Origin of the sequence: Hahella sp. HN01, assembly GCF_018986435.1 — a bacterium.
GTDB lineage: Bacteria > Pseudomonadota > Gammaproteobacteria > Pseudomonadales > Oleiphilaceae > Hahella.
In genome coordinates this window covers 30,810-44,237 of the sequence record NZ_JAHMIN010000022.1, presented here as the reverse complement: position 1 = coordinate 44,237, position 13,428 = coordinate 30,810, and the positions used below count along the sequence as shown (strand labels likewise).

Below are 13,428 nucleotides of genomic sequence, written 5' to 3'. Positions count from 1 at the left end.
CCGGAAGCCTGTCTGCAATGGATAAAGCCCGGCCTTTTTTAATTCTCCTGCCCTAAAGTTTCCTCTTTTTTCGCCAGACAATTTACCTTTACCTCAAAAGTTCTACTGTTATGCTAGGTGGTGTCGGGGCGACGATTGTGTTGGCCTTCGGATTACTATCGCATCAAGGAGCTAAAATGCATGTCATGCTGAAGCGCGTTCTGTGCTTTATCGTTTTGCAGTGGATGGTTGTCAGCGCTCAGGCGGCTGATGATAGAGGATTATTCTGGCGGGTGGAGTCCGGTGGCGCGACGACTTATCTGCTTGGCGCCATTCACTTCGGGTCTGATGAGTTTTACCCCATGCGTCGCCAGATCATGGATGCGTTCAAGCGCAGCGATGTATTGGTTGTGGAAATGGACGATAAGGCGATTCCCCCCGAGAAACAGCAGGAAATCATTCAACGTACGGCGTTTTACCCCAACGGCGAAACGATTCATGACCACTTATCTCCAGAAACTATAAAGCTGCTAAAAGATCGACTCAGCCTGCATCAGATTCCATTGCAGGCGATTGAGCGCCAGCGTATTGGTTTCATCGAATTGACCCTGGCGGCTCTGGAAGCAATGCGTTTGGGCTATTCGCAGGATAGAGGCATCGACTTCTACTTCATGAGCCAGGCGAGAGGCAGTAAGCCCATCCGCGAGATAGAATCTTTCCAGGAGCAGATGGAGTTGGTGATGAAGCTACCCGAGGTTGAAGAGGCTACTCGGGAAGAGCTGTCCAAAATGGACGAGTACGAGAAGATTTGGGGAGAAATGGCGACTGCGTGGAGAAAAGGAGATGCGGATACGATGTATCGGCTGGCGATTGGCGATCCCTTGAAAGAAACTCCAGCCGCCAAACCTGTCTACGAACTGATGTTTGATGGCCGTAATCCAAAAATGGCGAAGTCAGTGGAGACCTGCGTGAAAAACAGGGAAGTCTGCTTTGTCGTGGTTGGCGCAGGTCACCTGGTGGGGCCCGGCAGTGTTGTGGATTTGCTGCAAAAACAGGGCTATCAGGTTTCGCAGCAATAACTAAGCTGAACTCCGCTTAATGACGGAAGCTAGACCACGCTCACGTTGGCTTCCGTATGTTCCTTCAACTTATTCCACAGCTTCTCCAGGCTGGGGTGCTTATTATCTCTCTTGCGATAAAAGCGCACTTCCAAGTCTGTGTAATATCTCTCGTCCCCGGCTGGTTTCATTCTGCCGTAGCGAATGCTTTCCTGCGCCAGCCTGAATGGAATCCAGCCTACGCCGAACCCTTCCCGAATCATGGCTTTGACGCTGACGGAGTGGAAGTTCTTGTTGACGGTCACCAGGTGCAGGTCGTTCTGTGCGTGTGTAATCGTATGATGAACAACCGGCTTGAGGAAGGCGTTGTCATGATAGTCGATGAAGGGAATAGGTCTCCTTTTGTGCCCAGGTAAAACGAACTTGGGAGCGCCGGATTCATCCACGGAGCTGCATGGCAGCAGCCGTTCTCCAGCGATCTTTACATACTCAAATACATTGGGCGATGCATCCGCCAACAGCTCGATGCTGGGGTGCCAATAGCACAGCATGATATCGCACTGCTGTTCCATCAACGCATGGGAAAAATCGCGAACGGTCCAGGCGGTTGAGTGGAGATTCAAGTCCAGTACAATGTCCAGCGCGCGACTGAACGGCTCCAGCCACGCTTTATAAAAAGAAAGGTAAAGCGTTTGCGTGGTTGCAAAAACCAGTCGGCTTGATTGTTCTTCGCGAATCGCGTGGCATTCTTCCCGTGTGTCCCTGAGGATGCGGGTGATTTTGTCAGCGGCGTCGAGAAACAGCTCGCCTGCTGGCGTTAGCGAAAGCGGCAGGGTATTCCTGTCCACCAGCTGTACGCCCATTTCTTCTTCCAGAAGTTTTATCCGACGGCTAAATGTCGGCTGCGTCACATTCTGCTCATCCGCGGCGCGTGAAAAGTGCCGGGTTTTAGCGAGAGCTATGAAGTCTTCAAGCCAACGAATTTCCACAGATCTACAGTCCGCTATGATTTTATTGTTGGGGGTGGTTGAAAAAGCCGGCTAATCTAGCCGGCCTTCTTCAACAGCATGACATGCCACCTGTGTTCCGTCTACCTCCCTTAATACGGGGACTTCACGTTTGCAGCGATCGTTGGCGTGAGGGCAGCGGCCGTGAAAAACACAGCCTGAGGGCAGGTTTACCGGGGTGGGCACTTCGCCTTTGAGGCGGATAAAGTCAGGCTTCTCGTCTTCCAGTCGCGGAATGGCGCTGAGCAGGGCCTGGGTGTAGGGGTGCCGGGGCGCTGCGAACAGCTTGCGAGCCGTAGTGACTTCGCAGAGAGAGCCCAAATACATTACCGCGACGCGGGTGCCGAAATGCTCAACGACGGACAAGTCGTGGGTGATGAACAAATAGGTGAGGCCGCGTTGTTCCTGGGCGTCCATCAGCAGGTTCAACACCTGCGCCTGAATTGATACGTCCAAGGCGGAAATAGGTTCGTCGGCGACGATAAACTCGGGATCGACAATCAGTGCGCGCGCGATGCTGATACGCTGACGCTGACCGCCGGAGAACTCATGAGGAAAACGCTCGCCCCAGGAAGGGTCCACACCCACGGACTTCATGACTTCCGCCACTTTGTCCTTCAGCTCTCCGGTGGCCAGTTTAGGCTGGTGCCAGCGAATCGGCTCCTCAAGGGTTTGCTTGATGGTCATGCGTGGATTCAGCGATGCATATGGATTCTGAAAGATCATCTGCATCTTGCGGCGGTAGGGCATCATCGCGTTGGACGAAAGGTGGTCTATACGCTGGCCTTCGTAGCAAATTTCCCCGCCGCTGGGAGAAAGAAGTCCCATTACGACGCGTGCGACAGTGGACTTTCCGCAGCCGGACTCACCGACTACGCATAGCGCTTCGCCTTTTTGCACGTCCAGAGAAACGCCGTTAATGGCGTGCACGTACTCGCGCTTCATGTGGAAGCGGCCGTTGGCGAAACTGATTTGATCCAACCAGTCGCCATGTATCGGAAACTTTTTGTATAAGTTTTTTATATTCACCAATGCTGTCATAAGACCGGACTCTTGTAATTCTATTTCTCTTCGGAAGCGGGGACGTTAGCCTGTTTGATCATGTCCTCCACCATATGGCATGCCACGCGGCAACCACCGGATATAGTAAAGTCCGGCTGTTCCTTCTCGCATCGCTCTTGCGCATAGGTGCAACGAGGATGGAAGGCGCATCCTTTGGGAATGCGTTGCAGCGGAGGCATCGCTCCGGGAATCTGGTATAGACGTTCTCCAGGCACGCCCTGCTGCGGTAAGGCGTTGATCAGGCCTTGCGTGTAGGGATGCTGTGCGTCATTGATGATTTCCTTGGTCGGGCCTTGCTCGATTATTTTTCCTGCGTACATGACGATCATCTGTTGCGTGACCTGGGATACAACGCCCAGATCGTGAGTGATCAGAATCAGTCCCAGGTTCTGGCTTGTGCACAGTTCCAGCAGCAGATCCATGATCTCCGCCTGGATGGTGACGTCCAGAGCGGTTGTAGGTTCATCGGCGATGATGATGTCTGGATTCAGCAATAGAGCGATGGCGATAATGATGCGTTGCTTCATACCGCCGGAAAGCTCATGAGGATATTGGTCCAGTCGTTTTTCCGGAGAAGGAATCTGTACAAGCTTGAGCTTTTCCAGGGCGATTTTTCTCGCGTCTTCTTTGGATACCCGCGTGTGCGCCTGCAGACACTCAACCATCTGAGCGCCAACTGTCAGCACGGGGTTCAGGGTCATCATGGGATCCTGAAAGATCATGCTGATACGGTTTCCGCGCACGTTGCGCAGTTGGTCGGGAGACATCTTCAACAGGTTTTTGCCGTCGAAATTGATCTCGCCGCTGGAGATATAACCGGGGCGGCTCAGCAAGTTGAGTATGGAGAATGCGGCGACGGATTTACCTGCGCCGGATTCGCCCACGATGCCCAGGCGTTGACCGCGGTCAACGGTGAAGCTGATATCCCGCAGGGCGGTAACGGCGCCGCTGCGCAATCCAAATTTTACTTCCAGGTTTTTAACTTCTAATAGCGCCATGGATCAGCCCTTGTAAAGCTTGGGATTGAGAACGTCGCGCATCCAGTCGCCCAGCAGGTTCACCACCAGGACAAGACAGATCAGCACGATGCCGGGAATGATGGTGATCCACCAGGAGCCCGAGAAAATAAACTCAAATCCGCTGGATATCAGGGAGCCGAGAGACGGTTTCGAAGGCGGCATGCCCAATCCAAGGAAGGACAGGGAAGCTTCCGAGATAATAGCGTTGGCGATCTGCACCGTGGAGATGACCAATACTGGCGACAACGTGTTCGGCAGAATATGGCGGAACATGATGCGGTTAGAACGCAGGCCGATGACTCTGGCGGCGTCCACGTACTCTTTCTTACGTTCAGCCAACACGGTGGCGCGAACAGTACGGGCGTACTGCGGCCATTCGGCGATGCCGATAACCATAATCAGCATGAATAGCGCCAGCTCCTGATACAGCTCTGCGCCAAATGCGGCCTGGAACACGGCCAGGACAATAATCGCCACCATTAATGTGGAGAACGATAGCTGGATGTCCGCCAGACGCATCAGGAAGTTGTCGACCTTGCCGCCGAAATAGCCGGCGATCAGACCAATGACAATGCCCAGGAACGCTTGCAGCAATACTGCGCAGACGCCAATCATCAATGAAATGCGGGTGCCGTAGAGAATCGTACTCCACATATCGCGCCCTTGAGAGTCGGTTCCGAACACAAAACGCTCGTCTCCGTTCTCCTGCCAGTTTGGCGGGATTTCCGCATCCATGATGTCGACCTGGGTGAGGTCGTAGGGGTCAAAGGGCGCCAATACCGGCGCCAGCAGGCTCGCGGACAAAATCAGTGCGAATATCGTGAAACTGACGATGGCGATCTTGTCTTTCTTGAAGCTGTGCCAAAAGTGAGAGTCTTTAAACTGCGCCCATCGGCTCGGTGAAGCTTTTACGTTTGATTGCATGAGGGTTACTCTCCTTCCTGATGCTATTGCTTACCGGCCAGTTTTACGGTTGGGTTAACCAGTCCGTAAATCAGGTCTACGATAGTGTTGGTAATCACGAAGATGGCGCCGACGACAATCAGATAGGCCACGATCAAGGGCGTATCGACGCGGTTCACTGCTTCCAGGAACAGGAAGCCCATGCCAGGCCATTGGAAGACCGTTTCGGTCAATATCGTATAAGCGACCATGGTGCCTATTTGCACGCCGCCGACAGTAATGACGGGCAGCATGGTGTTTTTAAGCGCATGCAGAAAGTAAATACGTTTCGGATTCAGGCCTTTCGCCCAGGCGTAACGGACGTATTCCGATTCCAGCACTTCCATCATTTCCGACCGGATGAGGCGGATAAATAACGGCAGCATGATGGAAGACAGGGCGATTGAGGGAAGAATCAAGTGTTTGATACCATCCCAGGTAAAGAAGCCAGAGTCCCAATAGCCAAACACATGGACCAGTTCGCCGCGCCCGAATGAAGGCATCAGCCCCAGTTCTATGGCGAAGACGTACATTAATAGTATGGCTGTGAGGAATACTGGTATGGATATCCCGATAATACTGACTCCCATCACCAGTTTGGAAAGCCAGTGGCGCGGTCGAATGGCTGAAAACACGCCGAGCGGCACCGATAGAAGGACGATGATCAGCGTAGCGCCGAATACCAGTTCCAGGGTGGCGGGAAGTTTCTTGAGGATAACCTGCAAGGCGGGCTCTTTAAAAAAGTAAGAGTCGCCAAGATCTCCCTGAACGGCTTTTTTTGCGAAACGCCAGTACTGGGTGAGGAAGGGGTCATTGAGTCCCATTTCTTCCCGCAAAGCGTTACGTTCTTGTTCTGATACGGCTTGTCCCACCAGTTCACGAAGTGGGTCGCCAAGATTGTCTTGAATGGAGAAACTGATCAGGCTGATGACGAACATCACCACCGCAGCCTGAGCGATTCTGCGAATTAAAAATGCCAACATCTAATAGATACCTAAGGCGTTAAAAGGAGAGCCAGATTCTTTCCCTTCGGACAGCAGTCCCATCACTGCTGTCCGATCCCCTCCAGAATCTGGCTCTGATTCTTTGCCTGAATGGCGGACTAATCAAGCTTGGTTAGCTTACTTAATCACCAAGTCGCCGAAGTACGGGAAGTCCATAACGTTCAACACTTCTTCGGCTCCGACATTCTTTTTGGAGGCCCAGGCCAGGTCCTGCCAGTGCAGCGGGATGAAAGCGCCTTCGTCGTACAGAGTCTTCTCGATGTTCTGCATGATTTCTGCGCGCTTCTTGGTATCAGTGACCTTGTTGGCCTCTTTCACCATTTCATCCACTTTCGGGTTGCAGTAGTTACCGCTGTTGTACTGTCCTGCGCCAGTCTCGGTATTTGGACACATCACCAGGAACTCATAGAAGTTATTGGAGTCCTCGGTGTCAGAGTGCCAGCCGATCATCATGATGTCCGCAGAGCGAGCATCGAACTCAGGCCAGTATTGCGCTTTCGGCAGGGTTTTCAGGTCCACTTTGATGTTGATTTTCGCCAACATGGCGGCGGCGGCCTGCGCGATTTTCTCATCGTTCACGTAGCGGTTGTTCGGCGCCATCATGGTGATGGAGAAACCTTTTTCGTAACCCGCTTCTTTCATCAGCTCTTTGGCCTTTTTCAGGTCAAAGCGAGGCTTCAGGTCCGCGTTGTAACCCAGGTAGCCTTTCGGGCTTAACTGAGCGGCAGGCGTGGAGAAGCCTTTCATGATTTTGTCGCTGATAGCTTCCTGGTTGATCGCATAGTTGATCGCCAGACGGACGCGAGGGTCCTTGAATTCAGCGCGACGATTCTGGTTCATCTGGAAAGTGATGATGCGAGTGCCGCTCATGGTGACCAGCTTGGAGTTTTTGTCGGACTCAATGCGCTTAAGGTCGGTCGGCGGTACTGGCGCGATATAATCCACGTCGCCGGAAAGCAGCGCCGCGACGCGAGTCGGGTCTTCTTTGATAGGCGTCAGGATCATTTTGTCGACGTTACCGGGAGACTTGGTGTCCCAGTAGCCAGGATAGCGCGCGAATTCAACTTTTACGCCCTGTTCGCGGTAGGACACAGTGAAAGGTCCGGTGCCGGAGGCTTTGCGTGAGGCGAAAGAGTTGCCGTGCTTGACCAGCAGGTCTTTTGGCTGGCCGTTGTCATCCGTGCCGCTGTAGAAAGCGCTGTCCATCGGGAACAGATAGGTCGCGTTGTTCAGCACCAATGGAAAAGGCTCTTTGGTCACCAGATCGATGGTGTAGTCGTCAACAATTTTAACGTCCGCGAATGGCTCGAAGATTCCCTTGAAGTCTGGAGACTGTTTCAGACGATCGAAAGTCCACTTCACATCTTTGGCGGTGAATGTGTTTCCGGAGTGGAACTTAACGTCTTTGCGCAGGTGGAAGCGCATGGTCAGGTCGTCGACTCTCTCCCATTTTTCCGCCAAGCGCGGTTCGAATGTGAGATCTTTGGTCCAACGAATCAGAGGATCGAACAACCAATGAGACAGCTGCAGGGTGCCGCCGGAAAGTTGTTCATGAGGGTCGAGTGAAACGGGGTCTGCGTCCAGCGCGAGCTTGAGTGTCGCGGCGTTAGCGTTTACCAGGCCTAGTGACAGAACTGCCCCGGCAATGATACCAAGAGTCTTTTTCATTGTTTCGTCTTCCTTCTTTGTTGGGAATGACTGTTTATTATGAGCGACCGGAAATATCCGTCCTGGAGCCACCAGCCGCGTCTACTGCCGACAGGTCAGCATTAGAAGGCGTTAAATCAAGTTAGCGTTGATTCAGGTTATCCCTAAAGAAATGATACATGGTCGTTAGAAGCGAGTACTGCATCATGAGATAAGCAGACTAATGGCTCGCCTATGAATCAGACAATCGAAATTTCGACACGTCTCATGCATGAAACGTATAAGTATGCACCCGTATTGTGAAACGCCGAAATTAATTGGTGCAGATTAAAGCGGGGTTTATGCGATATTTTCTCATCTTGATGTAAGGGCGTCTAAGTGTTTGAAAAAAGGGGATCTGTAATAAAAATGGCGAAAAAAGAACCTATCGACTATATTAGGTGGTCGGCTTCGCCATAGATTTTGCGTATGCGCCAGCCATTCGAAATCCAAAATTAATGCAAGGGATTGTTCGCCAGCGCCAGTCGCAAGAAAGCTATCGCAAGTCCGCCTTCGGTCATCAGGGGAAATCCTGTCCCCGTCCTGTTGTAAAAACTTTGTTGGAGCAAAGTGAATGGAAAATATGTACCCGCTGGTCCTTCCTCAGTTCCTGAGAATCTAACCCGTCCCACTGCGGGCTATAAGCAGAAGGCCTGGCTCGCCATGGCCGGGCTGGCTTTGTTTGTCACACTCTATTTTTTTCTGGCGGGCTGGTTCAGCTGGATAGCAGGTAAACGCTTATACGCCGCCTATCTGGGTGGGGATGAAGTGTTGTTTAACGCAATCGCCGGCGCTCTCGCCGCGTTTCTGGCTTTATTCCTGTTGAAGGCGTTGTTTTTTGTCAAACATGGACACGAGTCTGGCGATATTGAAATCAAGCCGGAACAAGAGCCTAAACTCTTCGAATTTTTATATCGGCTGGCGGACGAGGCGGGGGCGCCGAGACCGCACCGCGTCTTTTTGTCGCCACGGGTCAATGCCGCAGTATTTTACGACCTGTCGATCCTCAACCTGATCTTTCCCTCCAAGAAAAATCTGGAGATCGGCCTCGGGCTGGTGAATGTGCTGACTTTGGGCGAGATGAAAGCTGTTCTGGCCCATGAATTCGGACACTTCGCCCAGCGGTCGATGGCGGTGGGGAGATGGGTGTATGTGGCGCATCAAATCGCGGCTTACATCATCGCTGAACGGGATATGTTCGATAACTTTCTACGCGGGCTGTCCCGATTCGATTTACGCATAGCCTGGATCGGTTGGCTGCTGTCGTTGATCGTCTGGTCCATACGATCCCTGTTGGACACGGTGTTCAGTCTGGTGGTGATGGCGCAGCGCGCGTTGTCGCGGGAAATGGAATTGCAGGCGGATCTGGTGGCGGTGTTGTTGACCGGCAGCGACGCTCTGGTGCACGCGTTGCATCGATTGCAGGCCGCAGATGAGGCCTGGGACAGAGCGTTGCGGTTTGTCGGCGGCGAGTTGAGCGAGAAGCGCGGAGTACAGGATATTTTCGCCGTGCAAAGTCGCGTCATCGAAAGCATCGGCAAGATACTGGATAAACCCGACTATGGCTGCGCCCCTTTGCTGCCAGAGGCGAATCCGGAAGCGCATCGAGTGTTTAAATCCGCTTTGGCGCAACCGCCTCGCATGTGGGCGACGCACCCGGAGAATTCGGAAAGGGAGAACAACGCCAAGCGCGTCTATGTGGCGGCGCCTTTGGATGAGCGCTCGGCCTGGGAACTATTTTCCGATCCTGCGGCGATGAAAGCGCAAATGAGCGCTCACCTGATCCGTCTGGAAGAGGAGGCGGCGCCGGCGGATATTCAAGAGTCTTTGTTGAAACTGGACAGCCAGTTTGATCGGGCGTATCTGAATCCTGCCTACCGGGGCGCCTATCTGGGACGCTCAGTGGTGCGTAGCGCCGAGACGGTTGATGATTTATATGACAAGAGACCTATTACGAACGCCATCAGCACTGAACTGGCGGCCCTGTATCCTGAAACCTTGACGGTGGACCTGGAGCGCTTGCGCAATCTGGAAGAGGAACGGGTTTCGCTGCAAGCGGTATACGACAAAATTTTCACTGCTCCTGGAGGCGTTATCCGCCACCGTGGACAGGAGCTCAAGAGGGCGGAGTTGCCGGGCGTCATCGCTGAGCTGGAAAAAGAGGTTCAAGACGCTCGCGAACAGATTTGTCGCCACGACCGCCGTTGTCGCAGTGTGTTTCGCGCTGCGGCGAAGAAAGTGCCAGGGGGCTGGGACGCCTATCTGACAGGTTTGGCGGCCATGTTGCATTACGCGGATCATTCAGAGGCCAATTTAAGAGACGCGCAGGGATTGATGGCTAATGTGGTCGCAGTCATCACTGCGGACCGCAATGTCAGTTCCCGTGAATTGAAGCGTCTGTTGGTCGTGGCGGAAGAGGTCTATCAAATTCTGCGCCTGGATTTCTCCGTGGCGGTGGAGGTGACGTTGGACGCCACATTGAGTGAAAAACTTGGCTTGTCCCGCTGGAGTGATGCGTTTGGCGAGTTCAAGCTGCCGCCGCCCAGCAAGAACAATATCAATGAATGGATGCGGGCCATCGATAGCTGGATAAACAGCGCCGCCGGCTGCTTTTCTGCGCTCAGACATGCGGCGTTGGAGCAGTTGTTGCTTACGGAGGCCAAAGTGGCGCAAAGCCTGAAAGACGGAGAACAAATAGGAGAAGCTCCGAAGCCTTCCCGGGCGCCTGCGAAATATTCGGTGCTGTTGCCAGGTTCTGAACGTAAGCGGCAAAAGCGCCTTGGACTTTGGGACCGTTTCCAGACTGCGGATGGCGTTGCGCCTGCATTGGCGCGTTTCATTATTGCTGTGGCGATTGTGGGGGCCGCATTGGGAGCAGGGCAGTTTGCGGAGCTTTTAGCGCGCTAAGGTCCCTGATAGAAAATTCTGAGAAGACAAAAAAGAACCCGGCGTGAGCCGGGTTCTTTGCGCTGGGATCAGCGTGGCAGTCTGACTGTCAGGTAGTTGGACGGAGTGCTTGCGCCGCAAGCGTTCTTCGCCACCACTCTTGGATAGTAGACATAGCCTTTTTGCAGTTGGTAGAAGTCCACGTAGTTGCCCTGGGTGCTCTGATATGGCTTCCAGGATCTGGCGTAGCCGTCCCAGGTCTGCACTTCATATTGCGTGGCGTCGGCTACTTTGGGCCAGGTCAGTCTGAACTGGGTGGAGTAGACATAGGAGGACTGCAAACCGGCTGGCTTAGCGGGTGGATTCGTACAGCCTTTATTCTGGGGGATGACCACTTTGATCCAGTTGGTCGCCTGTCCGGAGCCGCACTGATTCTTGGCGTAAACACGATAGTACTCGGTTGTGCCCAGACGGCTTGCCGTGACTTCCATGGACGTCGCATCCGTTTCCTTGTGATCGCGCCATTCCCGGCCAGTCCATTTTTGCACCGCATAGGATGCTGCGCCGTCTGCTGCGCTCCAGCTCAGAGTGAAGCGTCCATCGTTAACATCCGATGCGGCGAAGGCGCCGGGAACGCCCGGAGGCTGCGTGCAGTCCTGGCTGTCAGTCAGCTCCACGGCGAGGTACTCGGATGGAGTGGATGCGCCGCAAGCGTTTTTGGCGGATACTCTGACCCATTGAGTGCTGCCTTGCTCCAGTCCGTTGACGGAAACAGTAGTCTCAGCTGTGTCTTCCAGGGCTTCCCACTTGGATGCGGATTCGTTCCAGATTTCAGTGTGATAGCTTTCCGCCCCTGAGACGGCGCTCCAAGTGAAGCTGAATGAGGTTGCGCCGATATTCGCAGAAGCCAGGCCTGTTGGCGTAGCGGGCGCTTCTTTGCAACCGGAATCAGAGTCGCCCAGCGTGATTGTCCAGGTGTTCTCGGCGATCAGAAGCTTGTTGGGATCTTTGATGACGCGGGAGGTCTTGTCCGCGGCGACGGCCTTCAGTTTATACACGCCCTCCTGATATTTGCCGCTGTTGAAGGTGAATGACGCGCCTTCGCCGACTTGCTGTTCATTCAGATACCACAAGGTCTTCACGGTATGAGATGCGGTATCCACTGGCGTAACGGAAAAGTCTCTGGACTCGCCTTGTCCCATGGAAATGTCAGTCTGTGCGGGATTGGCGGCGTCGATGACATTCACCCGACCATAGATTCGGCGCACGATTTCACTTTCGTTGACGGCGTAGAAAGGCTGGCCCAGCTCTTTCATCATAGAGTTCTGCGTGGGGCGGTACATGCCGCGAGTACAGTACATCGCTCCCTCAAATACGCCGACGTTGGAGTCAACATCCATCCAATGCCGCCATTTGGCGCCGCTGGAATTGGCGGTGGCGTTGGCGTTGTCCGGCTCGTGCACCTGACAGGTGCCATAATCATACTCGTCAGCCAGTTTGGCGAAGCTGTGGCCCAGCTCATGCAACGCCAGATCGATGGCTTGCGGGGCCAGGGACATGGTGGCTACTTGGCCGCCTGCGCCGCCGTATTTTTCAGTGTTGACTACGACCAGGACTTTATCCATGGCGTTAGCCGGCATGACGGACTTCAGGTAGTTGAGTACTTTGCTCTCGTCGACGCACAGCAGGCGTTCAATGTTGTAACAGTTAAAATAGGCGCCGAACTTGGTGTCGATAGGGCCGCCGTTGCCAGCGCCGCTCTGGTTGCTCGGTACTTCCACGCGCCATACGTTGAAATGATTTTTGTACTCTTTATAGATATCTTCGCCGAAGTAGCCTTCTACAATTTTGCGTGCATCTTCTTCGAACTTGCTGAGGTCGCTGCTGGTGTAGCCTTCGGAGACTAAAACAAGGTCAGCCCGGTTTTCTGAATCACCGGTTTTGAAAACGCTGAATACGCCATTATCCGCCCGGGCTTCCAGGCTCACTGAGGCCGCTGTCTGCGCCGTCTGTTTCTTTCCCAGCTTGATGCGCTGCAACAAGTTGAACTGGTAACCGGAACGCTGTTTCTTGATGGCGTTCAACTCCAGGGTGCGGATATCCAAACGGTTGGGAACGTCCAGACGTAGCGTTCCTGTGTTCTTGACGATCTCTTCCGCAATTTCCACTTGGCCGCTGTCAGGGTCGAAAGCTTCCGCATGCATCAACAAAGGGTTGTCGACCGCCTGTCGATAGACTTCGCGGCCCTCGGCGTCCTTACCTATCACCATTAATTGGTCGTCGGAAACGATTTCATCGTCCTGATAAAATTTGGCCTGTTTGGCGATTTTGTCTTTCACACTGGCGTTGACGCCGGCGGAAAGGTCGCTGGGATTGGCTGCGTTGACTTGAGTGCGATCCAATTGGATATGCAGCTCGGTCACTGATTCTGCTGTGGCGAAGGCGGATGAGCACAGCAAAAAGACAGGTATGAATAACTTCGCAAGCGCCTTCATTTCTAGCTCTCCTTTCAGGCAAGAGGTCCATGGACGGGATATGCGCCGGAGTTTGTGCGTCGGCGGCATCATCCGGAATCATCCATTTCTCATGGTTAATGACATGCCCGGAGCCTTAACTCCCTCTGCGCCGGACTGGTTAATTGATAAGCATAGCCGCTTAATAATACACAGGAGCGGGGGCCTTTTATGTAGTTCCTAGGAGCTATGCAGGAGGGCGTATGGCTTGTTAAATCAATGGCCTAGGCTTATTTCAAAATGAGTGGGCGATCTGCTTTCCGGCATAACGC

The 13,428-nt window shown here is 53.5% G+C and carries 9 protein-coding genes; 2 read left to right on the top strand and 7 right to left on the bottom strand.

Features of this window, described 5'->3' with window-relative positions; translation table 11 throughout:
* Window positions 1–176: 176 nt before the first annotated feature.
* On the top strand, window positions 177–1,058 hold the full coding sequence (locus tag KP814_RS20185; protein ID WP_216738462.1) for a TraB/GumN family protein: 882 nt from the start codon (window positions 177–179) through the stop codon (window positions 1,056–1,058).
* A 29-nt stretch (window positions 1,059–1,087) separates the two neighbouring features.
* Here the strand turns inward: KP814_RS20185 and KP814_RS20180 are convergent, their stop codons facing one another.
* The 6 genes from KP814_RS20180 to KP814_RS20155 all read right to left on the bottom strand — a co-directional run bounded on the left by KP814_RS20180 (window position 1,088) and on the right by KP814_RS20155 (window position 7,739).
* The gene (locus KP814_RS20180; RefSeq protein WP_216738461.1) at window positions 1,088–2,026 is read right to left on the bottom strand and encodes a LysR family transcriptional regulator; all 939 of its coding nucleotides are present in this window, start codon (window positions 2,024–2,026) and stop codon (window positions 1,088–1,090) included.
* A 51-nt stretch (window positions 2,027–2,077) separates the two neighbouring features.
* On the bottom strand, window positions 2,078–3,085 hold the full coding sequence (locus KP814_RS20175) for an ABC transporter ATP-binding protein (RefSeq protein WP_216738460.1): 1,008 nt from the start codon (window positions 3,083–3,085) through the stop codon (window positions 2,078–2,080).
* A 20-nt stretch (window positions 3,086–3,105) separates the two neighbouring features.
* Window positions 3,106–4,104: an ABC transporter ATP-binding protein gene (locus tag KP814_RS20170; protein WP_216738459.1), complete on the bottom strand. Its 999-nt coding sequence runs from the start codon at window positions 4,102–4,104 to the stop codon at window positions 3,106–3,108.
* Between the two features lie 3 nt (window positions 4,105–4,107).
* Window positions 4,108–5,049 (bottom strand): ABC transporter permease, encoded by a 942-nt coding sequence (locus KP814_RS20165; protein WP_216738458.1) that lies wholly within the window; start codon window positions 5,047–5,049, stop codon window positions 4,108–4,110.
* 23 nt (window positions 5,050–5,072) lie between these two features.
* Window positions 5,073–6,050, bottom strand: coding sequence for an ABC transporter permease (locus tag KP814_RS20160; protein WP_216738457.1), 978 nt, complete (start codon window positions 6,048–6,050; stop codon window positions 5,073–5,075).
* 138 nt (window positions 6,051–6,188) lie between these two features.
* A complete protein-coding gene (locus KP814_RS20155) occupies window positions 6,189–7,739 on the bottom strand; it encodes an ABC transporter substrate-binding protein (RefSeq protein WP_216738456.1) in 1,551 nt (516 codons plus the stop codon).
* Window positions 7,740–8,327: 588 nt separating this feature from the next.
* Between KP814_RS20155 and KP814_RS20150 the strand changes: the two genes are divergently transcribed.
* Complete coding sequence (locus KP814_RS20150; protein WP_216738455.1) at window positions 8,328–10,664, top strand: M48 family metallopeptidase; 2,337 nt, start codon at window positions 8,328–8,330, stop codon at window positions 10,662–10,664.
* A 68-nt stretch (window positions 10,665–10,732) separates the two neighbouring features.
* Here KP814_RS20150 and KP814_RS20145 read toward each other — a convergent pair whose 3' ends face one another.
* On the bottom strand, window positions 10,733–13,138 hold the full coding sequence (locus KP814_RS20145; RefSeq protein ID WP_216738454.1) for a M64 family metallopeptidase: 2,406 nt from the start codon (window positions 13,136–13,138) through the stop codon (window positions 10,733–10,735).
* Between the last annotated feature and the right edge of the window lie 290 nt (window positions 13,139–13,428).

Excerpts from the sequence above, each read along its gene's own strand:
- KP814_RS20185 (WP_216738462.1), top strand. The coding sequence starts at position 177 with ATGCATGTCATGCTGAAGCGCGTTCTGTGCTTTATCGTTTTGCAGTGG.
- KP814_RS20165 (WP_216738458.1), bottom strand. The coding sequence starts at position 5,049 with ATGCAATCAAACGTAAAAGCTTCACCGAGCCGATGGGCGCAGTTTAAA.
- KP814_RS20155 (WP_216738456.1), bottom strand. The coding sequence starts at position 7,739 with ATGAAAAAGACTCTTGGTATCATTGCCGGGGCAGTTCTGTCACTAGGC.
- KP814_RS20170 (WP_216738459.1), bottom strand. The coding sequence starts at position 4,104 with ATGGCGCTATTAGAAGTTAAAAACCTGGAAGTAAAATTTGGATTGCGC.
- KP814_RS20175 (WP_216738460.1), bottom strand. The coding sequence starts at position 3,085 with ATGACAGCATTGGTGAATATAAAAAACTTATACAAAAAGTTTCCGATA.
- KP814_RS20145 (WP_216738454.1), bottom strand. The coding sequence starts at position 13,138 with ATGAAGGCGCTTGCGAAGTTATTCATACCTGTCTTTTTGCTGTGCTCA.
- KP814_RS20160 (WP_216738457.1), bottom strand. The coding sequence starts at position 6,050 with ATGTTGGCATTTTTAATTCGCAGAATCGCTCAGGCTGCGGTGGTGATG.